General features: G+C 51.9%; 22 protein-coding genes. 18 read left to right on the forward strand and 4 right to left on the reverse strand.

From position 1 onward, the window contains the following. The first annotated feature begins 10 nt into the window (after positions 1-10). From hutH to pepI, 5 genes are all read left to right on the forward strand, one after another. Positions 11-1,504 (forward strand): histidine ammonia-lyase, encoded by a 1,494-nt coding sequence (gene hutH, locus KM934_RS01735; protein ID WP_215758893.1) that lies wholly within the window; start codon positions 11-13, stop codon positions 1,502-1,504. Positions 1,505-1,516: 12 nt separating this feature from the next. After that, the gene (gene hutI / locus KM934_RS01740; RefSeq protein WP_215758894.1) at positions 1,517-2,740 is read left to right on the forward strand and encodes an imidazolonepropionase; all 1,224 of its coding nucleotides are present in this window, start codon (positions 1,517-1,519) and stop codon (positions 2,738-2,740) included. 655 nt (positions 2,741-3,395) lie between these two features. Further along, positions 3,396-4,103, forward strand: coding sequence for an SIMPL domain-containing protein (locus KM934_RS01745; RefSeq protein ID WP_215758895.1), 708 nt, complete (start codon positions 3,396-3,398; stop codon positions 4,101-4,103). Between the two features lie 89 nt (positions 4,104-4,192). After that, the gene (locus tag KM934_RS01750) at positions 4,193-4,819 is read left to right on the forward strand and encodes a flavodoxin family protein (RefSeq protein WP_215758896.1); all 627 of its coding nucleotides are present in this window, start codon (positions 4,193-4,195) and stop codon (positions 4,817-4,819) included. Between the two features lie 10 nt (positions 4,820-4,829). Continuing rightward, entirely contained in the window at positions 4,830-5,756 is a 927-nt protein-coding gene (gene pepI / locus KM934_RS01755) for a proline iminopeptidase (protein ID WP_252344848.1), read from the forward strand. Positions 5,757-6,042: 286 nt separating this feature from the next. Here pepI and KM934_RS01760 read toward each other — a convergent pair whose 3' ends face one another. From KM934_RS01760 to KM934_RS01770, 3 genes are all read right to left on the reverse strand, one after another. Beyond that, positions 6,043-7,563: a DUF5687 family protein gene (locus tag KM934_RS01760; RefSeq protein ID WP_215758897.1), complete on the reverse strand. Its 1,521-nt coding sequence runs from the start codon at positions 7,561-7,563 to the stop codon at positions 6,043-6,045. A gap of 12 nt (positions 7,564-7,575) precedes the next feature. Beyond that, positions 7,576-8,187, reverse strand: coding sequence for a LolA-like putative outer membrane lipoprotein chaperone (locus KM934_RS01765; RefSeq protein WP_215758898.1), 612 nt, complete (start codon positions 8,185-8,187; stop codon positions 7,576-7,578). Between the two features lie 76 nt (positions 8,188-8,263). Continuing rightward, complete coding sequence (locus tag KM934_RS01770) at positions 8,264-10,738, reverse strand: FtsK/SpoIIIE family DNA translocase (protein WP_215758899.1); 2,475 nt, start codon at positions 10,736-10,738, stop codon at positions 8,264-8,266. Positions 10,739-11,030: 292 nt separating this feature from the next. Between KM934_RS01770 and KM934_RS01775 the strand changes: the two genes are divergently transcribed. From KM934_RS01775 to KM934_RS01790, 4 genes are all read left to right on the forward strand, one after another. Next, positions 11,031-11,726 carry a 3'-5' exonuclease gene (locus tag KM934_RS01775; RefSeq protein WP_215758900.1) on the forward strand — a complete coding sequence of 232 codons (696 nt, stop codon included), beginning with the start codon at positions 11,031-11,033 and terminating at the stop codon, positions 11,724-11,726. Positions 11,727-11,732: 6 nt separating this feature from the next. Next, positions 11,733-12,914: a class I SAM-dependent rRNA methyltransferase gene (locus KM934_RS01780; protein ID WP_215758901.1), complete on the forward strand. Its 1,182-nt coding sequence runs from the start codon at positions 11,733-11,735 to the stop codon at positions 12,912-12,914. 12 nt (positions 12,915-12,926) lie between these two features. Continuing rightward, entirely contained in the window at positions 12,927-14,306 is a 1,380-nt protein-coding gene (gene tilS / locus KM934_RS01785) for a tRNA lysidine(34) synthetase TilS (protein WP_252344849.1), read from the forward strand. A 100-nt stretch (positions 14,307-14,406) separates the two neighbouring features. Next, positions 14,407-15,927, forward strand: a complete 1,521-nt coding sequence (locus tag KM934_RS01790) for a DUF4301 family protein (protein ID WP_215758902.1) — start codon at positions 14,407-14,409, stop codon at positions 15,925-15,927. A gap of 695 nt (positions 15,928-16,622) precedes the next feature. Here the strand turns inward: KM934_RS01790 and KM934_RS01795 are convergent. Beyond that, entirely contained in the window at positions 16,623-16,877 is a 255-nt protein-coding gene (locus tag KM934_RS01795) for a hypothetical protein (protein ID WP_215758903.1), read from the reverse strand. A 105-nt stretch (positions 16,878-16,982) separates the two neighbouring features. On the opposite strand from KM934_RS01795, the gene KM934_RS01800 reads away from it, so the two are divergent. The 9 genes from KM934_RS01800 (at position 16,983) to KM934_RS01840 (ending at position 24,757) form a co-directional block, all read left to right on the forward strand. Then, positions 16,983-18,422, forward strand: a complete 1,440-nt coding sequence (locus KM934_RS01800; RefSeq protein WP_215758904.1) for a glycoside hydrolase family 30 protein — start codon at positions 16,983-16,985, stop codon at positions 18,420-18,422. 20 nt (positions 18,423-18,442) lie between these two features. Further along, the gene (locus KM934_RS01805) at positions 18,443-18,739 is read left to right on the forward strand and encodes a glutaredoxin-related protein (protein WP_215758905.1); all 297 of its coding nucleotides are present in this window, start codon (positions 18,443-18,445) and stop codon (positions 18,737-18,739) included. Between the two features lie 78 nt (positions 18,740-18,817). Beyond that, a complete protein-coding gene (locus KM934_RS01810) occupies positions 18,818-19,375 on the forward strand; it encodes a WG repeat-containing protein (protein ID WP_215758906.1) in 558 nt (185 codons plus the stop codon). A gap of 27 nt (positions 19,376-19,402) precedes the next feature. Beyond that, positions 19,403-20,203, forward strand: a complete 801-nt coding sequence (locus tag KM934_RS01815; protein WP_215758907.1) for a TrmH family RNA methyltransferase — start codon at positions 19,403-19,405, stop codon at positions 20,201-20,203. Between the two features lie 45 nt (positions 20,204-20,248). Further along, complete coding sequence (locus tag KM934_RS01820; RefSeq protein ID WP_215758908.1) at positions 20,249-21,394, forward strand: protein kinase domain-containing protein; 1,146 nt, start codon at positions 20,249-20,251, stop codon at positions 21,392-21,394. Between the two features lie 133 nt (positions 21,395-21,527). Further along, on the forward strand, positions 21,528-22,241 hold the full coding sequence (locus KM934_RS01825) for a tetratricopeptide repeat protein (protein WP_215758909.1): 714 nt from the start codon (positions 21,528-21,530) through the stop codon (positions 22,239-22,241). Positions 22,242-22,317: 76 nt separating this feature from the next. After that, positions 22,318-23,403, forward strand: coding sequence for an AAA family ATPase (locus KM934_RS01830; RefSeq protein WP_215758910.1), 1,086 nt, complete (start codon positions 22,318-22,320; stop codon positions 23,401-23,403). Positions 23,404-23,467: 64 nt separating this feature from the next. Continuing rightward, positions 23,468-24,112 (forward strand): deoxynucleoside kinase, encoded by a 645-nt coding sequence (locus KM934_RS01835; RefSeq protein WP_215758911.1) that lies wholly within the window; start codon positions 23,468-23,470, stop codon positions 24,110-24,112. A 15-nt stretch (positions 24,113-24,127) separates the two neighbouring features. Beyond that, entirely contained in the window at positions 24,128-24,757 is a 630-nt protein-coding gene (locus KM934_RS01840; protein WP_215758912.1) for a deoxynucleoside kinase, read from the forward strand. Positions 24,758-24,988: the final 231 nt, after the last annotated feature.

Below are 24,988 nucleotides of genomic sequence, written 5' to 3' on the forward strand. Positions count from 1 at the left end.
TACGATTATTATGGCAAACATTCATGAAATAAGCGCTGGACACCTTACGCTCGACAAGGTGTGGGAGATTCTGCGCGGCAACTATAAACTGAAACTGGGCGACGACTCGCGTAAGCGCATTGTGCGTTGCCGTGAGTATTTGGACAACAAGATTGCGACCTCGGAGACGCCAATCTATGGTGTGACCACGGGATTCGGATCACTTTATAATATCTCAATCGGTGAAGACCAACTCTCGCAGTTGCAAATCAACCTGATGATGAGCCACGCTTGTGGTATCGGCAACCGCGTTCCCAACGAGATTGTGAAGCTCATGATCTTGCTGAAGATTCAGTCGCTCTCTTACGGCTACTCGGCTTGTAAGCTCGATACCGTTGAGCGTCTCATCGATTTCTTCAACAACGACATCTACCCAGTGGTTTACATGCAGGGTTCTGTGGGTGCTTCGGGCGACTTGGTGCCGCTGGCCCACCTCTGCTTGCCGCTCGTTGGTTTAGGCGAAGTGGAGTATCAGGGCAAACTGATGAGTGGCGCTGAACTCATGCAGATGATGGGATGGGAGCCCATCAAACTGGCTTCGAAGGAGGGATTGGCACTGCTTAACGGTACCCAAAACATGGGTGCGTTCTGCTGCTGGAGCATCATCCAGGCAACAAAGCTCTCTAATTGGGCCGACTATATCGCCTCTATGTCGCTCGATGCTTACGATGGTCGCATCGAACCGTTCTATCATGCCGTCCATGCTGTGCGCCCCCATCAGGGTCAACTCGACACTGCCGAGCATATCTCACACATTCTCGAGGGTAGCGAACTCATTCGCCAAGCCAAGAAGCACGTGCAAGACCCATACTCGTTCCGTTGCATTCCGCAGGTGCACGGTGCCGTGAAAGACACCGTTCGCTATGTGCAGCAAGTAACGGATGTGGAGATCAACGCCACAACAGATAACCCGACAGTGGTGCCCGATGAAGACCTGATTATCTCAGCAGGCAACTTCCACGGTGAGCCTATCGCACTTCCGATGGACTTCCTGGCCATTGCCATGTCAGAATTGGCCAACATCTCTGAGCGTCGTACCTACAAACTGGTGTCGGGTACACGTGGATTGCCCAGCTTCCTGGTGGCCAATCCTGGCGTGAACAGTGGCTTCATGATTCCCCAATACACCGCAGCCAGCATCGTAAGTCAGAGCAAGACACTCTGCATGCCGTCGTCGGCCGACAGCATCCCCACATCACAGGGACAGGAAGACCACGTCAGCATGGGCGCCAACGCTGGCACCAAGTTGTATAACGTCATTCTCAACACCGAGCGTGTGCTGGCCATCGAGCTCTTTAACGCTGCCCAAGCGTTGGAGTTCCGCCGTCCGCTGAAGTCATCGCCCATCGTGGAGAAACTCTTCGAGGACTACCGAAAGGTGGTGCCGTTCATCGACAAGGATACGGTGATGTACCCGTACATCGCCAAGTCGGTGGAGTTCCTGAGAACGGAGAAATTGCCATAACCCATTGCATTCATGCGAACACGAATCATCAACATCAAGACCCTTTACGGTCTTCGACCCTCCTCGTGTCTGCGCCTTTGTGGTGCCGACATGGGGAAACCCTACTCACTCGACAATGCGTGGCTAACGCTTCGCAATGGAACGGTGGAGGACTACGGCAACATGGACACGCTACCCGTAGACGAACACTGCGACGAGGTGGTCGATGCGCATGGCGGATTGGTGATGCCAGCGTTCTGCGACAGCCACACGCATATCGTCTATGCAGGCAGCCGTGAGCACGAGTGGGAAGACAAGGTGCGTGGACTCAGTTATGAGGAGGTGGCCAAACGAGGCGGTGGTATACTGAATTCGGCCGACCTGCTACACCAAACCTCAGAATATGAGCTCTACGAACAAGCCATGGAACGCCTGCATGAGATCATGGATAAGGGCACGGGTTGCGTGGAGATCAAGAGTGGTTATGGTTTGAACACGGAGGACGAACTGAAGATGTTGCGCGTTATCCGCCGCATTGCCGAGGCTTCTCCCATACGGGTGGTGAGCACTTTCTTGGGCGCTCACGCCGTGGCTCGCAATTATTTGGGCCGCCAGAACGAGTATGTCGACCTGGTCATCAACGAGATGTTGCCCGCTGTGGCAAGCGAGAAGTTGGCCGATTTCGTAGACGTATTCTGCGACAAGGGGTTCTTCACGCCCGAGGAGACCGATCGTATGCTGAACGCTGCAGCCAAATATGGTATGAAACCGAAGGTGCATGTGGATGAGTTGGCCTCTGTTGGGGGCATGCAGGTCTGCATCAAAAACAAGGCCGTGTCGGTCGATCACTTGGAAAACATGAGTGCCAACGACATTCCAGCGCTCAAGGCCAGCGACACCATACCCACGCTGTTGCCAGGAACGTCGTTCTTCTCGAACATGCCTTATGGCAAAGGACGAGCCATGATCGACGCCGGATTGGCCGTGGCCATGGCCAGCGACTACAATCCGGGCTCAACGCCATCGGGCGACATGCGCTTCGTGATGTCTTTGGCGTGCATGAAGATGCGGCTCCTTCCCGAGGAGGCTTTGAACGCGGTGACAATCAATGGCGCAGCGGCCATGTGCCAATCGTCTACCCACGGGAGCATCCGTCGTGGTGAGCGACCTGGCATCATCATGACCAAGCCTGTTCCATCATTGGCATTTGTACCTTACGCCTACACCACGCCGTGGATCGCTCGCACATTCTTCTAAGAACAAATCCCCGATAACAATAAACCCCAAGAGGCCATCACAACCAATAATAAAAGGTGATTCCTCTTGGGGTTGATTCTTATTGAACGTTAGATATCTTAGTAGTGTTATCGTCCAATGAGGTGAACACGTGCCTTTGGGCTACGGAGCAGACAATGACAAAGGCTCAATAGGGTGTGCATCTTCGTCATAAACATTCTTGGACAGGCAACATGACAAGAGGGGACAGAACCTTTTAACCCCAATCGGTCATTAGACCCCAAAAGGGGAAATGGTAGGATATTATTGTCTTTTTCCAACACTTGTCTGCGTTTCTTTCGGCATCTTGCTTCCATTCGCGTTTCGACATAGCCCGCTATCCCTTCAACGCGCATGTCACAAACTGATCGAAACTAACACTAACAAGAATTGAAATCTAATGATCGATTTGTGGTTAAGTCATAAGGAAAGAATCGATACTGCGTGGAGTAGGGGCGTAAAGCCTTTCCCAACAGGCACGTATGATTATCGGAACCTATTACTCTCATGATCTCATTGGCCCAAACGTGAATATTCAATAAAATAGGGAGTTCCCATAGATTATTAGGGGTTTGCCTATTGCAAATAAACTTTTCTTTCCGTATATTTGCGTACGTAATTCTAAATATCGACAACTATGAAAGAGAAGGAAAAAATTATTAGCGCTGCCATCATAGCGATTGGCATCGTGGTCTTGGGCATGTTCCTGAAGGCTGGCATAGATAATTTCACGGAGAAAGACCGCAAGGTAACCGTCAAAGGACTTGCCGAGACGGAGGTGAAGGCCGATAAAATTACATGGCCCATCGTTTCGAAGGAGCTGGGCAACGACCTGCCAGAACTGTATAACCGCATTGCTTCGAAGCAACAAACCATCAAACGGTTTCTCATGGCCAATGGAATTACTGCCGATGAGATAACCATCAACGCACCGCAGGTGGTGGATCTCTCAGCTGATCAGTATAGTAGCAACAACAAGCCCTATCGTTACAACATCACGCTGACCATCACGGTCACATCGAAACATGTTGATAGGGTTAGAGAAATCATATCACGGCAGGGCGAGCTGCTCAAGCAAGGTGTGGCCATCGTTGCAGGCGACTATAGCAATCAGATAACCTACGAGCTACAGTCGTTTAGGAAGATGAAGCCAAAAATGATGAGCGAGGCCATAGAGAACGCCCAACAGACGGCGCAGCAATTCGCCAAGAACAGTCAGTCGAAGCTCAACAAGATCGTCAGTGCCGACCAAGGCCAGTTCTCTATCGACAACCGCGATGAAAACACACCTTGGATTAAGCGTGTGAGAGTGGTAACAACCGTTACCTACTCATTAAAGGATTGATATAGCATAACAATGTATGCAGTCGTAACATATTGATTGTCAATATGGTTACGACTGCCATTTGATATTTACTTTATACAAAACCATTCATGAAAGTACTATTGGTAAGCGCCAGCCCGAGGCGCGAAGGAAACACATTCACAGCCCTGAGCGAAGTGGCAAAGACCCTCAACCAGGAGGGCATCGAAACAGAAATCATAGAGATTGGCAGCAAGCCCATTGGAGGTTGCATCGCTTGCAATTGGTGCAAACAGCATCCCGAGGAGCACCGTTGTGCGTTCAACAACGACATGGTGAACACCATATCAGCCAAGGCCCTGGAGGCTGACGCATTCGTCTTTGGTGCTCCCGTTTATTATGGTCAGCCCAATGGCAGCGCCGTTTCGCTCATCCAACGCCTTCTTTATAGCAATGGCGCAGCATTCTCGTATAAACCAGTGGCCAGCGTTTGCGTGTGTCGCCGCGGAGGTGCTGACACTTCTTACCAGTCGCTCAACATGATGTTTGAGATGATGAACATGCCCATTGTCACTTCGCAGTATTGGAACATCGCATATGGACGGGAGCCAGGCCAAGCCTCACAAGACGTGGAAGGCATGCAAACCATGAGAACCATGGCGCATAACATGGCTTGGATGCTGAAGAAATTTCATGGAGAGCCAACCAGCGAGCGACCCGAGAAGGAGCCGTGGACACCAATGGCCTTTATCAGATAATCCATACATTATGAATCCATCATCAAACAACAACGCCCCGGCATGCCATAGCCCACTGAAAGTAGTTACGGGCAAGATGCCCTTTAGAGGTTTTGAGACTTACTATCGCATAGTGGGCGAGAAGACCGATAAGGCGCCTCTGCTGCTTCTGCATGGCGGACCAGGTTCCACCCACAACTATTTTGAGGTGCTCGACGAGCTCGCCCTTACTACGGGTCGGCAGGTTATCAGCTACGATCAGATAGGTTGCGGAGAAAGTTATGTTGAGGGGCACCCCGAGTTGTGGAACCTACAGACATGGCAAGACGAGCTCGACGCCCTGCGTGAGCATTTGGGCCTCGACCACGTTCACCTGTTGGGCCAATCGTGGGGTGGCATGCTCATCATTGGTTACCTCATCGATCGTCAGCCCCAAGGTATCGAATCAATCATCCTATCGAGCACACTGTCGTCGAGTTCCCTATGGGGACGCGAGCAGCAACGCCTCATCTCATTTATGCCTGAAGAAGAGCAGAGAGCCATTGCACGTGCAGTGGCCACGGGCAACTACGACGACCCCGACTACCTGAAGGCCAACGACCACTACACGGCGCTGCATGCCGATGAGATCAACGAGGAGTCGCCCGAGTGTTTCCGTCGCAAGAAACGCTTTGGACTGGAGTCTTATGTTGTGGCATGGGGCCCCAATGAATACACCCCGACAGGCACGCTCAAGAATTTTGAGTACACCGACCGACTGGGGGAGATCACCCAACGCACGCTCGTCATTAGCGGAACCAACGACGAGTGTACACCTCTTGTAGCCAAGGCCATGTACGATGGCATTCCCAACGCTCGCTGGGAGCTACTTGATGGAGCACGTCACATGACATTCATCGACCAAACCGACAACTACAAACGTATCCTGACCGATTGGTTAAACACCGATCAGGCATAAGATCGAGAAAGAAAGAGTATAGGGACATCATCGTTTCCATTCAGCCCTTGCCAGCGATTCTATCAGTGTTGTGCTTCCATGCGTGTTTTGTCAAAGCTCGCTATGCCTTCAAAGCGCTTGTCGCAACCTGCACAAGTCAACCCATGACGAGAATTGAAACCTAAGGACCGATCGGGTGTAAAAGGGTAAGCCATAGAGCGATAAACCCTTTAGTAAGCAAAAACAAAAGATCCCTTGCCACCGAAGCGGTAACGCTTCCCAATGTGTGGCAAGGGATTTTTATGTGTTATGCGTGGAACGCCATCAAGTGTTCGTACTTGCGTTTCATCATCCTACGATAGATGTTGGCCAACCACAACTTATGTGTGGAAATGAACCCCAAGCCTATGGCCATCATGATAAGCCATGCCACCTCTTCCTTTAATAGCGCTTCCAAGATGGAGATAACTACCATGGGCACAATGAACGTCACCATCTGGACAACCACTTGTATGTAATTGTTCTCCACACCCGACTTGCTGATGAAGTTCTCATTGAGGGGAAGCTTCTGCTTGTTGTACACAGCCAACTGCATGAGGATGAAATATTGAAATCCTGCCGTAAAGATGCCATACGAAAAGAGCATCAAGATGTTCCACTTACCTACCACTACCATAGGAATCATCAGTATGAAAGGAAACACCAACAAGCCACAGAAGAAATAATACTTGGCCGTAAGAAGTTTCAGGATATTCTCCTTATGCACCATCAGTGCGTCGATGTAATTACCCTCGTACGACATGATGCGGATGAGCAACATGGCACCAAACACCACATAATTATAGAAGCACCAGAAGTTGGTCATGGCCGCAGAGTCGTAGATGTCGGTAAACGACACCAATAGACTCAGGATCAACACAATGACCACCGCGAAGGTAAACGACTTTCGTGGGTTCTTATTGCGCATGAGCGATTTGATCTCTATCTTCAGGTATTCGCCAATCTCGCCGAATCGATCGAGCGCGGTGAAATGGCTCACCGTCTTCATCTTCGTCACCTTTTGTTTGCCCATCTCGCGCCACACATTATTATATTGGAGACGGCGGTTTACAAGTGACAGGCTTACAAGCAACACCAGTGCCACCAGATGGGGTAGGAGGTTGCCATGCTCGAGGCCACGTCCTATTGAAGAATAGAAGTTGGTGAAGGTGTTGAAGTCCGTAACGATCCACACACTATAGACTCCCAAATATACCAGTATGGGCAGCACCCACCACAATGGGCTACCCACCACCAGCGTACGGCAGATGGAATACCATTGGCTATCGGCCAAAATTAGCAGGTAATAGAGCAACAACAGAGACAGTGAGGCCCCAAATCCATAGCTAAACACTACCGACATAAGGCAGTAGGGCACCAACATAACAAACCAAAGAAGGTTGCCCCAACTCATGAGAGAGTTGATAACGAAGCTATCAATGCACGCATAGCGAGGTATGGGCAGCAGCACATAAGGCTTGATGATTTGCGAAGGAGTTTGTTGCCCGATAAACCTTACTCCAAAATCGATGGAGAGAATGAACGGCATCACACCGAAGATAAACTCCAATGCCGTATGGCTTTTCGATTCGTTGGCACCAAGAGCAAAAAGGATTGCAAACATCAGGAGATAAAGCATCATCAATCCCATGACAACTCCAATAATCCATCGAGCCGCTTTGTTGGTGTAGAACATGGGGTCGCGGCGCTCGGCCAACTTACGGTGTTGCCTCAACAGTTTGAACAGAGCAAAGAAAGAGAGGCGTTGCGTTTGAGTGTTGCGTGTCATGGGAGTGATGTTTTATCTCAGGTCGATAACCTCAGCCGAAGGGAATTCCTTCTGTTTGAAAATGAAGGTGCTATTGGGAATGTTCTTGGTTTGGAACTGCGAGAGAGTGATGGTCATCCATGAACTGCCCTCCTTCACCTTGATGGTACGGGGTACATAACTCTTGCTATTAACCGTCAGGTAAATCTCCTTGACAGACTTCCTGCTGTTTTGCGCCACCATGTGTACCACATAGTTGGAGCCTTTAGTCGTTACGCCAAGCTTATAACCACTCTTATACATGGTGATAAAGGCGTATGGGTTCATGCGCATGCGCTGTGCGTCGGAGGGATTGGAAACATTCACCTCATTGGTCGACTTCAGGTAGCTCCACTGAGTCTTGCCATTGTACCACACAATAGCCTGCGAGGTTCTTGCGTGAAACATGCTGCCCTTGATGGCGATGGTTCCCGAGGCCGTTCCCATCTTCGCACCCGACAGTTTGAAATGCGCCGATGCGCCTCTCTTGTTTCCTACGATGGCCGCCGTTTTATCGAGCACCTTACAAGCCAGCGCAGGGTTTTGCGCATACGTTCCTATGGTTTGCAAAGCTGCCAAGAGCAGAATAATGATCGATTTCTTCATGATAATTAATGTTTGGTTGTAAGAAGCAAACGTCCCAACATGGCCATTTGTTACTTTCTTTAAATAGCTTTAACGCTTATCCCCGGGCGCCATGAACCTGCGCAAGGGTCACATTGAGCGTGTTTTCGTCGGCTATAAGCACCTCACGAGGCTTCGATCCCTGTGCGGCACCCACAATGCCTGCGGCCTCCAACTGGTCCATCAGTCGGCCCGCACGGTTGTAACCTATGGAGAATCGGCGCTGAATCATACTGGTTGAGCCCTGCTGCGTGATGACGATGGCACGTGCCGCCTCATCGAAGAACGGGTCGAGGCTTCCCAAGTTGGAGTCACCGCTGGGTCCGCCAACACCACCTTGCGGGTCGTCGGGCTCAGGCAGTTCCATCGGTTCGACCGGACCGGCCTGCGCCTCGATATGCTCATTGACACCCTCAATCTCAGGCGTGTCGATAAAGGCACACTGCACACGCACCGGGTCGCCTCCCGAAAGGAAGAGCATGTCGCCACGTCCCACCAGTTGTTCGGCACCTGTACGATCGAGAATGGTTCGCGAGTCGATCTGCGAGGCCACACGGAACGCCATACGACCAGGGAAGTTGGCCTTGATGTTACCCGTGATAATCTTGGTGGTCGGGCGCTGGGTAGCGATGATCATGTGTATGCCTACTGCACGCGCCAACTGCGCGATGCGGGCAATAGGAAGCTCGATCTCCTTGCCAGCGGTCATGATCAGGTCGCCAAACTCATCGATGATGACCACGATATAAGGCATGTATTCGTGTCCGTCGGTGAGCTTCAGCTTGTGGTGAATGAACTTATCGTTATACTCATCGATCTTCTTCACCTGCGCCTTCTTCAACAGATCATAGCGGTGATCCATCAGCTTGCAGAGCGAATTGAGCGTACGCACCACCTTCTGCACATCGGTAATGATAGGCTCCTCCTCATTCTCGGGAAGGGCCGCCATGTAATGCGACGTGATTCGGCTATACACGCTGAACTCCACCTTCTTCGGGTCGACCAACACAAACTTCAACTCATTTGGGTGCTTCTTATAGAGAAGAGAGGTGATGATGGCGTTCAAGCCCACCGATTTACCCATACCCGTGGCACCAGCAACGAGCAGATGGGGAATCTTCGCAAGGTCAACCATAAACACCTCATTGGTGATGGTCTTACCGAGCGCCATTGGAAGGGCCATCTTGGTGGTTTGGAACTTCTTGGAATTGAGCACGCTCTCCATCGACACAATCTGCGGATTCTTGTTTGGAACCTCAATGCCAATGGTGCCCTTTCCTGGAATAGGAGCGATGATACGAATGCCAAGGGCCGACAAACTCAGCGCGATGTCGGCCTCCAAGCCACGAATCTTACTGATGCGCACACCTTCAGCGGGCGTTATTTCATATAAGGTGACGGTGGGACCCACCGTGGCGTTGATGCGACTAATCTGCACACCAAAGCTGTTGAGCACCTCGATGATACGAGCGTTGTTGGCCTTAATTTCATCCATATCGATGCTGGCGTTGGTGTCGTAACGCTTCAGGAGAGTCAACGCAGGGAACTTATACTTTGTAAAAGGATCCCAAGGATTGATGGGTGCCTGCGATTTGTCCTCTTCACCCACGATATTTCCTGTAGCCTCGTCTTCCTGCTTGGTTTTCTCTATGACCAAGGTGGTATCGTCGCCCTTCACTTCATTGGCATTGGTGACGTGCAGTGTGTCGCCCGGTTCGGCGGCACTATTAGGCTGTTGACCTTGCGTAGTGTCGGTAAGATCCACCACACGCGGCGCTTCGTCCTCCTCCTGGGTCGCTGCATGGTTGACAACAGTTTCCTCCTCAACATACCCATCGAAGGTCGACACATCATCATCGGCATCGTCGCCGGTCTTATCCGTAACCGTGAACTTCACCTTATTACGAATGTATTTCACGGGATTCAACGCCTTTCTTACCACTTCAATGGTCTCAGAAGTGAGGTAGGTGAGGAACGCCAAGGCCACTATCAGGAGAACCGCCGTCAGTCCCGGAGGGCCAATCAGATTCTCGAGAAACTGCTTGCAGAACAATCCGTGGGCACCGCCGGGGTTGAACACCATGTCGCCCGCAAAGGGAGAGAGGAACGTAGCCAACGCCACCGAACTCCAAATCATGATGACAGCGAGGCAAAGAAACCACTTCCAGAGGTTCACGCTATACACATGCATGAGCTTCAGGGCTGCAAGAATAATGAAGAACGGTATGATGAAAGCCGGGAATCCGAAGTTGACCGTCATGAGGTAGTACGACGTCAGCGCACCGATGGAACCGCCATAATTGGCGAATTCATGGTGCTGGTTGAGCCATTCTCCCGGTCGCATGCTCTCAAGAACACTCTGGTCGGCCTGCCCGGTATAGAGATACGACACCATGGCAATGATGGTTATCACAGCCAAGGCAAGCAAAAAAAGTCCTGTGAAGAATCCTGTGGTCTCGCTCTCTAAAATATTTCGTAATCCGATAGCATAGGCGAACGATTTCGACTTGCTCTCAGTTTTCTTTTTCCCCATTATTGATGATCGTTTATTTTCTGCAAAATTAGTGGATTTTACCGTAAAACCAAAACAAATCCTACTGAACTTTCATAATTTGATGAAAGAAAACACGTTCGAGCTCGTCACTCCGTTTGAGAAAGCCTAAAACTCCCAACACACAGCCCTGACAAACCGTCCCATAAATCGACAAACATCCTACGAAACAAGCATGGTAACACCTTTTGTGTAAGGAACCGATGATTTTGTAGCGCATTTTTAGGAATATTTCATATCTTTTTTATACTTTTGCACGCTGATACATAGAGCAATGAAGAAGACCATTTACAATAAGTTCGACAAGAAAGCCATCACCGGCTTGCCACAAGTAACGTTTCCTGGACGAATTATCTCCATTATTTCGCCGGGTGAAACACAGAAAGCCGTCGATTATCTCCTGTCGAGCGATATCCTCGGGGTAGACACAGAGACCAAGCCCGCCTTCCATAAAGGCGAGCATCATCAGGTATCATTGCTCCAAGTGTCGAACCGCGACACTTGTTTCCTGTTCCGCCTCAACCTCACAGGCATCACGCCGGCCATCAAGCAACTGTTGGAAGACACCACGGTGAAGAAGGTCGGCCTCTCGTGGCACGACGACCTCAGGGGTCTTGAGGCACGCGAACCGTTCCAGCCGGGCCTGTTCATCGACCTGCAAGACGTCGTTCCGACCTTGGGCATCGAAGACCTGAGCCTGCAAAAGTTGTTCGCCAACCTGTTCCACCAGAAGATTTCCAAGCGCCAACGCCTATCCAACTGGGAGGCTCCGCTGCTCGACACCAAGCAACGTCAGTACGCCGCCATCGACGCTTGGAGCTGCATCCTGCTTTACGAGGAGATTCTTCGACTGAAAGAAACTCAGGAGTACGAGTTGATACGAGTGCCCGAGCCTGAGGAGCCCGCTCCCAAGATAGCCAGCGAAGAAGGCAAGAAGAAGACAAAAAAGAAACAAAAAGAAGAACAATAACTGTCCATGTACAAAAGCATATATCTGAAAAGAGGTAAGGAGGAGTCGCTTCTGCGCTTCCATCCGTGGGTTTTCTCGGGTGCCATCCACCATGCTGACGCCGGCATTCAGGAGGGCGAGACGGTTCGCGTGATCGCCAGTACGGGCGATTTTATCGCTGTAGGCCATTATCAGGTGGGCAGCATCGCCGTTCGTGTGCTGTCGTTCAGCGATATTACCATCGACCAATCGTTTTGGCGTGAGCGCCTTGCGGCTGCCATAACCATGCGTTGCCATATCGGCATTGCCGACAACCCAGAGAACAACACCTACCGCCTTGTGCATGGCGAAGGCGACTGGTTGCCCGGCTTGGTCATCGATTGTTATGGATCAACGGCCGTGATGCAGGCACATAGCGTAGGCATGCACCTCAACCGCATGGACATCTGCCAGGCGCTCACCGACGTCATGGGCGGCCGCATCCAGCAAGTCTACTACAAGAGCGAGACGACCCTTCCCTACAAAGCCCACCTTGAAGAGGAGGACGGCTTCATTTTCGGCCACACCGACGACGACATCGCCGTGGAGAACGGCCTGAAGTTCCACGTCGATTGGCTTCGCGGCCAAAAGACTGGATTCTTCGTCGACCAGCGCGAGAACCGCTCCTTGCTCGAGCATTATTCCAAGGACAAGACGGTGCTCAACATGTTCTGCTACACGGGCGGCTTCTCCGTTTACGCCATGAGAGGCGGTGCCAAATGTGTTCACTCGGTGGATAGCAGCGCCAAGGCCATCGAAATCACCAACAACAACATCGGCCTGAACTTTCCGGGCGACCCGCGCCACGAAGCCTATTGCGAGGACGCGTTCCGTTTCCTGGAGGAAAAGAAAGACAAATACGACATCGTTGTGCTCGACCCGCCAGCCTTTGCCAAGCATCGCGCAGCCCTGCACAACGCCCTGAAGGGTTACATACGTCTCAACGCCAAGGGCATACGTCTCGTCAAGGAAGGCGGCCTGCTCTTCACGTTTAGTTGCTCGCAGGCTGTCAGCAAAGACCAGTTCCGCAGTGCGGTGTTCACCGCCGCAGCGCAAAGCGGCCGAAAGGTTCGCATCATCCACCAGCTCCACCAGCCCGCCGACCATCCCATCAACATCTATCACCCCGAGGGCGAATACTTAAAAGGACTGGTTCTGTATGTAGAATGACAACCCATCATCATGATGGACAACACCAATCATAACATGGTTCATACCTTCGAACGGAAAATTGAAGACGCCATAAGCCGTCGCGACCTATTGTGTCGTGACGGCTTTTATGTTGTGGCATTGTCGGGCGGTCCCGACAGCGTGGCATTGTTGCGTGTGCTCGTGTCGTTGGGCTATACCGTTCATGCCGCCCATTGCAACTTTCACCTACGCGGAGAAGAGAGCAACCGAGATGAGAAATTCTGTGAAGCACTGTGCAAAAAGATGGGCATCGAACTGCACAGAATACACTTTGACACAGCGGGTTACGCCAAACTACATCAAGTATCCATCGAAATGGCTGCCCGCACACTGCGTTACAGCTATTTCGACCAACTTTGCAAGGACATAGCAGCCCGCGGCATCTGTGTGGCGCACCATAGCGACGACCAGGTGGAGACCATCCTACTCAACCTCGTAAGGGGCACAGGCCTACGTGGGTTACAGGGCATGCGATGGCGCAACGGCAACATCCTGCGCCCCCTGTTGGGCGTCACGCGCAACGATGTGATGCAATATCTCGAAGCCGTGGGGCAGGATTACGTAACCGACCACACCAATCTTGAAGACGAGGTGCAGCGCAACAAACTGCGGTTGAACATCATCCCACAGTTGGAAAAGATCAATCCGGCCGTCAAGGAGAATGTTTTGCGCATGGCGGAACACCTGGGCGAGGCCGATGCCATCATCCATCAGGCACTCCACGACCAGGCTGAAAAGGTCTGCAACCCAACGACAACCGAAGGCGTTTCGCTCAATATCGACCTACGCCTTCTCCACCAACAGCCCTCACCCGAGCACCTTCTTTGGCACCTTTTAAGCCCTTACGGCTTTCGTAGAACACAAGTGGGCGAAATCGTTGATAACCAAACAAATGGGAACATGTGGCTTGCCAACAAATGGGTGGCGTTCATCGATCGAGAACATCTACTCGTCATCAACAAGGACGAGTGGGGGATAGCCACGCCAGCCATGCACATTCCTGAGTGTGGCACATACGTTCTTCGGCAAGGCAACCACGAAAGACGCTTCTCGTTCCAACAAACGGAAGGGCCGATGGAACCCTCGCGGCACCCACACACCGTCACCCTCGACGCCGACAACGTGGCCTTTCCGCTGACCCTACGCCCCGTGGAGGCAGGCGACCGCTTTGTGCCCTTCGGCATGAAACACAGCAAACTCGTGTCGGACTTTCTCACCGACCAGAAGGTTTCGGTGATTGAGCGACGCCAACAACTGGTGCTTGTAGACGCCGCCGGAGCCATCGTGTGGGTCGTTGGGCGAAGGGTCGACGACCGGGTGGCCTTGAACAAGAACACCACCCAACGCGTACTGACCATTAAATGGATGTGAAATTATCTATAATTGGCTGAAAAAGCACCATCACGATGCATGAAAAGCCGAAATTTATAGGTAAATTTGCACAAAAGGAAACACTAAAATATCAAGCGCAATGTTTACAGAAGCAGACAAGAAACAAATTGAGAGCCGCGGCATGACCGTGGAACAGGTGGAGCGACAGCTCGTACAACACAAGGAAGGTTTTCCTTTTTTGAAGATCGAGGCCGCTGCTGCCGTTGGCAAGGGCATCATCGCACCCGACGCAACCGCCCAGAAAGAGGCCGAGCAGGCATGGGAGGACTACAAGCGTGAGGGCCACAAGGTGGTGAAGTTTGTGCCCGCATCGGGCGCTGCCAGCCGCATGTTCAAGAACATGTTCGCCTTCCTCAGCGCCGACTACGATACACCCCAGACCGAGTTTGAGAAGACCTTCTTTGACAACATCAAGAAGTTTGCGTTCCGCAAGGCATTGTGCCAGAAATGCCACGCCAACAACGATGCGTGCGCCAAGGACCTGATTGCCGAGGGCAACTACAAGGCTGTAGTGGCCAATATGCTCAAGCCCGAGGGACTCAACTACGGTCAACTGCCCAAGGGCCTGCTTCTGTTCCACCAATACGAGGACGGCCCCCGCACACCGATGGAGGAACACTTGGTGGAGGCCGCGCTCTACGCCAGCAGCAATGGCGAGGCCCACGTCCATTTCACCGTGAGCCACGATCACCTGCAACTCTTTGAGCAACGTGTAGCAGAGAAGAAGGATTACTATGAGAAGAAGTTCGGCGTGAAGTACGACATCACCTTCTCTGAGCAGAAGCCGAGCACCGACACCATCGCCGCCAACCCCGACAACACCCCGTTCCGCAACGAGGACGGCTCGCTGTTGTTCCGTCCGGGTGGCCACGGCGCACTCATCGAAAACCTCAACGACATCGACGCCGACATCATCTTCGTTAAGAACATCGACAACGTGGTGCCCGACCGCCTGAAGGGCGACACCGTGCTTTGGAAGCAAATCATCGCTGGTGTGTTGGTGAAGATGCAACGCAAGGCGTTCGAATACCTCCGTATGCTCGAGTCGGGCCAGTATAACCACGACAAGCTCGAGGAGATTATCCGCTTCGTACAGCGCGACTTGTGCTGCCGCAAGGCCGACATCAAGGAGCTCGAGGATGCAGAACTGGTTTGCTATCTGAAGGGCAAGCTCAACCGACCCATGCGCGTGTGCGGCGTAGTGAAGAACGTTGGTGAGCCCGGTGGTGGTCCGTTCTTGGCCTACAACCAGGATGGTACCGTCAGCCTGCAGATCCTGGAGAGCAGTCAGATCGACAAGAACAATGCCGATTACATGAAGATGTTTACCAGTGGAACCCATTTCAACCCCGTCGACCTGGTGTGTGCCACGAAGGACTACAAGGGCCATGCGTTCAACCTTCCCCAATATGTTGACCACCGGACGGGCTTCATCAGTTCGAAGAGCAAGAACGGACGTGAGCTGAAAGCCCTGGAGCTGCCGGGCTTGTGGAACGGTGCCATGAGCGATTGGAACACCATCTTCGTAGAGGTTCCGCTCTCAACGTTCAACCCTGTGAAGACCGTCAACGACCTGCTTCGCGACACTCACCAAGGCTAAAAAGCCGATGGGCTCGCCCAAATATCGAAAGTCCAATGCTTTTCGTAGACCTCCTACGCAACAGAGGCCATGCGAAGCATTGGGCTTTTTTGTTTTTCCACCTCATTACATGGGATAAACCAAGCGAGTCTTGGTGGAGAACTACACCGCTAACGCATAGGTTCTCCGCATGCCCATTGTTAGGTTTTGTTCCCAAAAAGTGGGACTCTGTTTTTAGATCAAATAGAGAGCGAAAAATGCGTTTGGGAGGAATTTAACAGTGGAAAAAGAGGCTCGACAGTGGGATTAGGCATGTATCGACTTGCGAAAGACCATCTTTCGCAGTGCGGTTAGGTAGTTTCCGTGCCTCGTCTGGGCATGTATCGCAACGCCGTTAGGCATCTTTCGGAAGACAAAACGAAGGATTTTCAACGGAAAAAGAATAGACAAAGCGGTAACCGTTTGATTGTTAGCGCATTACATAAAACGCCCGTGAATCGCGTATTTGCAGCCAACATTTCTTTCGTTCAAAACAAATGTGTAGATTGCTATATAGATTGTCCTGATTATTCCGTAGGGTATTTGCTATACGGCAGAATCGCTTCATGGCTTGGCGAACCACCGTCAGACTCATGATAACTATCAATTCTATAACGGTAGTTATGATAAATAGCACAACTTTGGCCACAGGAGGAATAAAAGATAGCACATACAGATCACTCGCCCAACAACGACTCAAGTTGATCGATGGCCTCCACCATATCGGCGGCGAAGGTGGCATGCGACTTCAGGAAATCGGGCCGACCATTCGACAAGGCACCGTAGAGATTGGGGTCCATCGAAACGACATACGAACTTATGGCATATTCAATGTCGTCTTGTTGCCAAGCGAGTTGCGATTGGGAATAAACGCGCCATTTCTGATGGAAAAATGCGTAAGCGGAAGCTATGCTATCGTGACTAAATTGCATGGTATGGAAGAATTTATTTGCAAAATTACATAAAATGATGCTGCATAACCAAATATTACGAATAGTTTTTAGTAATTTTGTAACGAACATATATCCATTCGCAACATGAAATCCATTCGCATCGCTTTTATCTCTGTGTTATGCCTGTTAGGCACCCTGCCGCTCTCGGCACAACCTTCCAATACGATTGAGGGTACGGTAAACCTCTCGGCCTTGCGCCAACGCCATGAGGGCTGGGGCGTCAGCCTGTGTTGGTGGGCCAACATGTGTGGCAAGTGGGATGAGGAGAAAGTGGATGAGCTGGTCGACTGGCTGGTCAGTCCCAACGGGCTCAACTTCAACATCTTCCGGTACAACATTGGTGGCGGTGAGGATCCGCTCAACCGCAACTGCGACCTTCACCACATGGGGCGCGGCAAGGGATTGCGCGCTGAGATGGAAGGATTCAAGGATTCGACCAACGGCGACTATATTTGGACAAGAGATTTAGCGCAGCGTCGTATTATGCTGAAGATTAAGCAGAAACGTCCCGATGCCATCTTTGAGGCATTCTCCAACAGTTGCCCCTATTACATGACGTATAGCGGTTGCGTGGGTGGCAACGACGATCCCAACAAGGACAATCTTCGACCTGAGTATTACGAGGAGTTTGCCCACTATCTGGTTGACGTTTGCAAACACTATAAAGATGTGTATGGCATTGAGTTTAAGACGCTCGACCCGTTCAACGAACCCATGACCGACTATTGGAACCGCAACGGCAGCCAAGAGGGTTGCCATTTCGATTTCGAATCGCAGATTGCTTTCCTGAGGGTGCTCTCCCCCATCCTGAAAGCCTCCGGACTGAAGACAGTCATATCGGCCTCCGATGAGACAGAGGTGGCCACCTCTGCCAAGGGCATCAAGGCCTACCAAGAGGCTGGAGTGCTCGATTTGGTGGGGCAATGGAACGTACACACCTACAAGGCCGACAACGAATCGCGCAAAATCGTGAACCAGGTGGCAAGAGGCGCAGGCAAGATGCTCTGGATGAGCGAGGTGGGTGCTGGCGGACGCGGCATCGATGGCAACCTGCGGTTGGCACAAACCTTGTTTGATGACGAGCGTTACATACAGCCCGACGCGTGGATCGATTGGCAGTATGCGGCTGAGCGCGACGACCAGTGGTGCATGATCGACTGCGACTTTGGGAAGCAAACTTATCGCAAGGTGAAGCATTATAGCGTTCGCCAGCAAGTGAGTAAGTTCATCAAGGTAGGCTACACGTTTGTCGACACTTCCCTACCCTCCACCTTGGCGGCCATCAGTCCCGACAAGAAGCAACTCGTTTTAGTGGCGCTTAATCTTTCAAAGGAGCCGCAGAGCTATTCCATCAATCTGTTGAACGGGAAAGCGCAACCCACTAAGGGACAAGGATATATAACCACGCGCACACAGGATGTTGAACCCTGCGATTTCCAATCGGAAAACAAGCGCAACCTTCATTTCAACATGCCTGCCAAGAGCATCATGACGATTGTTGTGCCCGTCAAAACAAATAAATAACCCCTATAACCACAAGCCCCATGATTAAGATTTATGGAATGAAAACTTGTCCCCATTGCGTCTACTTGGACGAGCAGATCGCTGGCGACGACCGTTTCCAAGTGTTGGATATCGGTGAGCATGTGCGTTACATGCGCGAGTTTATACACCTTCGCGACACCTCTCCCGCGTTCGACAATGCCAAGGAGGTGGGCGACGTAGGCATCCCTTGCTTCCTGTTGGAAGACGGTACCGTGACGCTGAAGCCCGAGGATGTGGGGCTGCGCGAATACGACCCCGAAGCGCCCTCATGCAGCCTCGACGGAAAGGGCTGCTAAACAATTCTCCCCTTTCGTTTGCACAATTACCATTATTTTACTAACTTTGCCCAATAATCATCATTCAAAACCCAAAAGATGACACAAGAAGAAATGGAAGCTCGCCGCCGTGAAATGGAGGCGGAGATTGCAGCCAACGAGGCTGCCGATCAGGAATACAGACGCAAGTTGAAGCGCAACATCATCCTTGGCGCAATCATCATCATCGTAGCCATCGTGAGCTACTTGGTGCTGAAACCCAACAACGAGCCGGATGTGTACTATAAAAATGGTGACATCGACTACGTGGCCCAGGCCGACAAGTTGCGCCGCAGCGGTAAGTTCCAGGAGGTTAGTCAGTTCAGAGGCGGCTATGCCATCGTGAGCGACGGCAAGAAGTACGGTATCGTGGACGTGAAGGGCAACATCATCTGCCCCATCAAGTACGACGCCATCGAGTCGAACTACAGCGAGCATTATCCCGACTTGGCCCTGGTGAAGGTCGGCGAGAAGTATGGCTTGGTGGACAAGAGCGGCAAGGAGACCGTGAAGCCCATCTACGACGAGATCGGCTCTATCGCAAGCGGCACCATGGAGGTGAAGCTGGGCGAGGAGACTTTCCGCATCGACACCCAGGGAAACAAGGTCAACGAATAACCATCGGTTAGAAATAACTCCAGAACCATGCCCGTTATCACCATCAAGTCGTTGGACGAGCCGGGTGTAGAAGTCTACAGTCGGCTCACTGATCACCAACTTCGTCAAGACGCGTCGGATCCCAACGGACTCTTCATCGCAGAGAGTCCCAAGGTCATTCGTGTGGCCATGGCGGCCGGTTTCCAGCCGCTGTCGATGCTCTGCGAGGAGCGTCACATCGAGGGCGATGCCGCAGACATCATACGAGAGGCTGGCGACATACCCGTCTACACGGGCGATCGGGCGCTGCTGACAGAGCTAACGGGCTACAAACTGACGCGTGGCGTGCTTTGCGCCATGCGCCGAAAGGTGATGCCCACGCCCGCCGACATCTGCAAAGGCAAGCGTCGCATCGCCGTGATACAGGGCGTTTCCGACACCACCAATATCGGATCGATCTTCCGATCGGCGGCCGCCTTGGGCATAGGAGCGGTATTGCTCACCCGGGACAGTTGCGACCCGCTCAACCGAAGGGCGGTCAGGGTGTCGATGGGATCGGTATTCCTGGTTCCTTGGACATGGATCGACGGACCTGTGCAACAGCTCAACGACATGGGATTCAAGACGGTGGCCATGGCTTTGGCGCCCAACGCCACCTCGCTCGACGACCCGAAGCTCATGGCTGAGCACCACTTAGCCATCGTGCTCGGCACCGAGGGCGACGGACTACCCAAAGAGGCGATCGCCGCATCCGACTATATCGTGAAGATTCCCATGGCCTACGGGGCCGACTCGCTCAATGTGGGCGCGGCGGCAGCGGTGGCCTTTTGGCAACTCAGGGATCGGTGATAAGTTTTTCGACAGAAACATTTTTCGCAATAGGAAGGAAAAAATATGACGGAAGTGAATGCTTTAAAATCCACTGGCATCTATGAACTGAAGGTGCTGAAGGAGGCCAACCATGAAGTGATTGCGCTGGGCATGAAGAGTGCCTACCGCGATAGGCCACAGTATAAAAAGGTATTGGATAACGACTTTGCGCGCTACAAGGAGTTCGACCATCCGAACATCTTCAAATACGTTGAGCTCAAAGAGACCGAAAACTTGGGCACATGCATCATCATGGAATGGGAGGACTGCCGCCCGTTGTCCGACTATGTTGCCGAGAGTCATAGCGAAGAGGAGAAGAAAGCCATCATCAACCAAATTGCAGAGGCACTCGATTACATGCACGGTCGTCGTTGCGTGCACACCGCCCTGTCGCCTTCAGTCATCTTTGTGACCACCAAGGGCGACAACGTGAAGATTCTCAACTTCCGCCAGCGCTATGCCGACGGACTGAAACAACCCATGGACACCTTGAAGTTTGTTGCCCCAGAGGCCAAGGATGGAACCGTGACGCTTGATGCGCGAGCCGATATCTTCTCCTTGGGACAGGTGATAAAGTATCTCAACATGCCGCTTTCGTACCGCCCTGTGATCGACGAATGTTGCAGCTTTGGGCGCAATGAGCGCTTCCCCGACATCGATGCGTTCCTTTCTGCGCTCAATCACCAGAAGCGCTCACGAGCCGACTATCATGAGGGTAGCAACACTGGCGGAGGAATACAATTTGGCAACAAGCGCAAGGGATTGGCGTTGGTTGGTGTCATCGCAGCCTTAGTAGTGCTTACTGCCATATGGATTTTCCGTCAGCGCAGTCAAGCCGACGACGCCGCCAATGCACCTCAGACGGAGCAGGTGGAGAACATCGACGCCAATGCGGCCAACCCCACCGACAGCCAATCGGTAGGAACCAACGCCGCTAACGCCACACCAACGACCGACGTTTCGTTCCTCGACGAGCTCATGCCGCAAGTGAAGACCGACCTGGACGGCATCTACGCCAAGGCCAAAGGAAAGAAATCGTTAAACAAGAAGGTGGCCAACTACTATAAAGGTCTACGTAAGGTGCTGCTGCAGCGTGGCTTAAACGACGATCAGTTGCAAGCCTTCGACAAGGCGTTTGGCGAATACAACGCACAGAAAAAGGCCGAATAACCCACCCGATCATACTGAACGGCCCACAAACCAGCGACGCACCATGTGACGGCTGGAAAGAAACGGACTTGTTGCGGGTAATGGACAGCATGCCCGCAAATAACGAATATGACCTCAAGCATTAGCATCTCTCATGAGAAAACCATATCTTAAATGCATCGTTGCAACACTCCTGTTATGCGTTTCCGCCGTCCTTCCTACGACGGCGCAGACGAAGGGCAACGGCGATCTGACCCGCGAGAACCTTCGCGACAGCCTTCGCCAAGCCATGGAAACGCTGTCGTTCCACCCCGATTCGGTCGACCTGATGTTACGAAAGGCGTCGTGGAACCTTCAGTTGGAGCAATGGCAGTATGCCAAGGATGAGTATGACAAGGTGCTTAGGAAAGAGCCCTACAATGTGGCGGGGCTCTTTTATCGTGCCTACGCCAACGACAAGTTGCGCCGCTACAAGTTTGCACGACTCGATTACCTGAACCTCCTGCGCATCGTTCCTGGCAATTTCGAGGCCCAACTGGGATTGGCGCTCGTCAACCAGAAGGACCAGCATTACACCGATGCGCTCGATGGCATCAACCGTTTGGTAACGGCCTTCCCCGATTCGGCGGTGTCTTGGGCGGCAAGAGCGGGCATGGAGAAGGAGCGCAACCAACTCGAGTTGGCCGAATACGACTACACCGAGGCCCTAAAACGCGACCCCAACAACTCCGATTACCTGCTGGAGCGAGCCGACATACGCATCAAAATGAGAAAAATCAGTGACGCTCGACACGACTTGGACGCTGTGGTCAAACTGGGTACACCCAGGATCGCCCTCAGGGAATGGTACAACCAATGCAAACAATAACACCTCAACTTAAACGAAATAGCATCAAAGAGCTTGTGAAACGGAATGAGCCGCACAACGAGATGTCCCTACAATCATGAAAGATATTAAGAAAATTGTGCTTACTGGAGGCCCCTGCGCAGGAAAGACCACGGCTTTGGTGAAGATCATCGACCACTTTTCGAGCATGGGGTTCAAGGTGTTCACCATCCCTGAGGTGCCCACACTCTTTGCCCAATCGGGCATGGACTACCTTACAAAGAACCGAAACTTCTTCTACGAAGGCGAAAAAGCAACCCTCGAAATACAGCTGGCGCTTGAGGACAAGTTCATCAAGATGGCTGAACAGGTTGACGAACCTGCCGTGATTGTGTGCGATCGCGGCGCCATGGACATATCCGCTTACATGGACGCACATCTTTGGCAGGAGATCACCTCATTGGTCGGCACCAATAGTTTGGAGCTTCGCAACCGTTACGACGCCGTGCTTCACCTCGTCTCAGCCGCCGACGGGGCCGAGGAGTTCTATACCACCAGCAACAACAAGGAACGCACCGAAGGCCTCGAGCTCGCACGCGAATTGGACAAAAAGGTTATCAACGCGTGGACTGAGCACCCGCACCTGCGCGTCATCAACAACCATCAGGACTTCAACGCCAAGATCAACCGTGTGCTGAAAGAAATATCGGCCGTGCTCGGTTTGCCACAGCCCATCACCGAGGAACGCAAGTATATCGTGAAGGTAACGGGCGAAATACCCTCCTCCATCGACTCACACATCACGCAGACCTACCTGGTTTCAGACCCCGACAGTGAGGTTCGCCTCCGACAGAGGGAATGGGCAAACGGCAATGTGGTCAACGTGCACACCACGACAAAGACGCTCAACGCCAACCAACAGGTGGAAACGGAGCGACAGGTGAGCAACGCCCTCTACGAGAGTCTGCTCTCGCAGGCCGACCCCTACCGACAAACCATTTGCAAACAACGCAAAAGTTTCATTTGGAAGGGACAATATTTTGAGCTCGACACCTACGAGAAACAGTTGGAAGGACTGGTCATCCTGGAGACGAAAGGCATCACAGACAAGGAGCATGTCAACTTCCCGCCTTTCATCGAGGAGGTGGAAGACATCACCGGAAACCAGAAATACTACAACTACAACTTGGCCCTTCGCCATTAACAACCCATCACACCACCCCACACTCGTCATAGTAAGAACCCTATAAAAGACATATTCGTAACACGTGCACATAGTTATCGCAGGAAACATCGGCTCGGGAAAGACCACGCTCACCAACCTCTTGGTTCGCCATTACGGTTGGATGCCACGCAAGGAATCGGTGGCCGACAACCCCTATCTTTCCGACTATTACAAGGACATGAAGCGTTGGGCCCTCAACCTGGAGGTGTTTTTCCTAAAAGAACGATTCAGAGACCTTCTCGAAATCAACCATGAGAAACAGGTGGTGGTGCAAGACCGTTCCATCTACGAGGGCGTTTACATCTTCACTGCCAACAATCACGACATGGGAAACATGAGCGACAACGACTACGATACCTACATGGGTTTGTTTGAGTCGATGATGATGGTGGCTCGTATGCCCGACTTAATGATCTACCTACGTTCGTCGGTGCCCCACCTCGTGGACAACATTCACAAGCGAGGGCGCGACTACGAGCAGAACATGCAGCTCAACTACCTGAAGAATCTCAATGACAGATACGACGATTTCGTGACGAACCATTATCCCGGACGCACGTTGACCATCGACGTCGACAATCTCGACTTCCAACATTCAAGGGAGGACTTCGCCTACATTGTGAAGCAGATCGACACACAGTTGGCTGAGATCGAAGGACGTGAACACACTTTGTTTAATAAAATCTGATAATACATACGCATTATGCACATAGCTATAGCAGGAAACATTGGCAGCGGAAAGACCACGCTGACAAAGATGTTGGCAAAACGATACGGATGGACTCCCCGTTTCGAACCCGTCGACAACAACCCGTACCTTGACGATTTCTATCACGACATGAACCGTTGGAGCTTCAACCTCCAGGTGTATTTCCTTAACAAACGATTTAAGGAGGTGGTGGAGATTTCGCAAAGCGACGAGAACATCATCCAGGACCGCACCATCTTTGAGGACGCCAAGATCTTCGCGCCCAACCTTCACGACCAGGGATACATGAGCGATCGCGACTTTGAGAACTACTCTGACCTCTTCGATCTGATGATGTCGCTGGTGAAGTTGCCCCAACTGATGATTTACATTCGCAGCTCCATCCCCACACTGGTGAAACATATTGAGAAGCGCGGACGGTCGTTTGAGAAGAGCATCCGCATCGATTACCTGACGGGCTTGCAGCAGCGCTACGAGGATTGGATCAAGAACTATAAGGGCGAGCTCATCATCATCGATGGCGACAAGCTCAGTTTTGAGGACACTCCTGAGGACTTCCGCAAGGTGACCGACATGATCGACGCCAGCCTCTACGGTCTTTTCCCCTTGGAAGAGGGCAAATAAGAAAACGCTAACAGGGCTATAGAGAAAGGAAACGACCCATAAGCCTCACGAAAAAATAATGATGATAACGCAACGAAGCGTGCTCTTCTTATCGATGAGCACGCTTCGTTGCGCTATGAAGAAGGGGCATTTCCAAAACAGATATTTGGCTATGCTCTAAACGTAGGGTTGCTTCTCCTGGTCTAAGACGAGGACAATTCTCATTAGGCCAACAGAGCCTCCCGGTCTAAG

The sequence above is a fragment of the Hallella faecis genome, from assembly GCF_018789675.1.
Lineage (GTDB): Bacteria > Bacteroidota > Bacteroidia > Bacteroidales > Bacteroidaceae > Prevotella > Prevotella faecis.

What these genes read in the sequence shown, in the direction of transcription:
- KM934_RS01820 (WP_215758908.1), top strand. Translation starts at nt 20,249, where the DNA reads ATGACGGAAGTGAATGCTTTAAAATCCACTGGCATCTATGAACTGAAG.
- KM934_RS01840 (WP_215758912.1), top strand. Translation starts at nt 24,128, where the DNA reads ATGCACATAGCTATAGCAGGAAACATTGGCAGCGGAAAGACCACGCTG.
- KM934_RS01810 (WP_215758906.1), top strand. Translation starts at nt 18,818, where the DNA reads ATGACACAAGAAGAAATGGAAGCTCGCCGCCGTGAAATGGAGGCGGAG.
- KM934_RS01825 (WP_215758909.1), top strand. Translation starts at nt 21,528, where the DNA reads ATGAGAAAACCATATCTTAAATGCATCGTTGCAACACTCCTGTTATGC.
- KM934_RS01795 (WP_215758903.1), bottom strand. Translation starts at nt 16,877, where the DNA reads ATGCAATTTAGTCACGATAGCATAGCTTCCGCTTACGCATTTTTCCAT.
- tilS (WP_252344849.1), top strand. Translation starts at nt 12,927, where the DNA reads ATGATGGACAACACCAATCATAACATGGTTCATACCTTCGAACGGAAA.
- KM934_RS01750 (WP_215758896.1), top strand. Translation starts at nt 4,193, where the DNA reads ATGAAAGTACTATTGGTAAGCGCCAGCCCGAGGCGCGAAGGAAACACA.
- pepI (WP_252344848.1), top strand. Translation starts at nt 4,830, where the DNA reads ATGAATCCATCATCAAACAACAACGCCCCGGCATGCCATAGCCCACTG.
- KM934_RS01800 (WP_215758904.1), top strand. Translation starts at nt 16,983, where the DNA reads ATGAAATCCATTCGCATCGCTTTTATCTCTGTGTTATGCCTGTTAGGC.
- KM934_RS01765 (WP_215758898.1), bottom strand. Translation starts at nt 8,187, where the DNA reads ATGAAGAAATCGATCATTATTCTGCTCTTGGCAGCTTTGCAAACCATA.
- KM934_RS01815 (WP_215758907.1), top strand. Translation starts at nt 19,403, where the DNA reads ATGCCCGTTATCACCATCAAGTCGTTGGACGAGCCGGGTGTAGAAGTC.
- KM934_RS01745 (WP_215758895.1), top strand. Translation starts at nt 3,396, where the DNA reads ATGAAAGAGAAGGAAAAAATTATTAGCGCTGCCATCATAGCGATTGGC.
- hutH (WP_215758893.1), top strand. Translation starts at nt 11, where the DNA reads ATGGCAAACATTCATGAAATAAGCGCTGGACACCTTACGCTCGACAAG.
- KM934_RS01770 (WP_215758899.1), bottom strand. Translation starts at nt 10,738, where the DNA reads ATGGGGAAAAAGAAAACTGAGAGCAAGTCGAAATCGTTCGCCTATGCT.
- KM934_RS01760 (WP_215758897.1), bottom strand. Translation starts at nt 7,563, where the DNA reads ATGACACGCAACACTCAAACGCAACGCCTCTCTTTCTTTGCTCTGTTC.
- KM934_RS01790 (WP_215758902.1), top strand. Translation starts at nt 14,407, where the DNA reads ATGTTTACAGAAGCAGACAAGAAACAAATTGAGAGCCGCGGCATGACC.
- KM934_RS01830 (WP_215758910.1), top strand. Translation starts at nt 22,318, where the DNA reads ATGAAAGATATTAAGAAAATTGTGCTTACTGGAGGCCCCTGCGCAGGA.
- KM934_RS01780 (WP_215758901.1), top strand. Translation starts at nt 11,733, where the DNA reads ATGTACAAAAGCATATATCTGAAAAGAGGTAAGGAGGAGTCGCTTCTG.
- hutI (WP_215758894.1), top strand. Translation starts at nt 1,517, where the DNA reads ATGCGAACACGAATCATCAACATCAAGACCCTTTACGGTCTTCGACCC.
- KM934_RS01775 (WP_215758900.1), top strand. Translation starts at nt 11,031, where the DNA reads ATGAAGAAGACCATTTACAATAAGTTCGACAAGAAAGCCATCACCGGC.
- KM934_RS01805 (WP_215758905.1), top strand. Translation starts at nt 18,443, where the DNA reads ATGATTAAGATTTATGGAATGAAAACTTGTCCCCATTGCGTCTACTTG.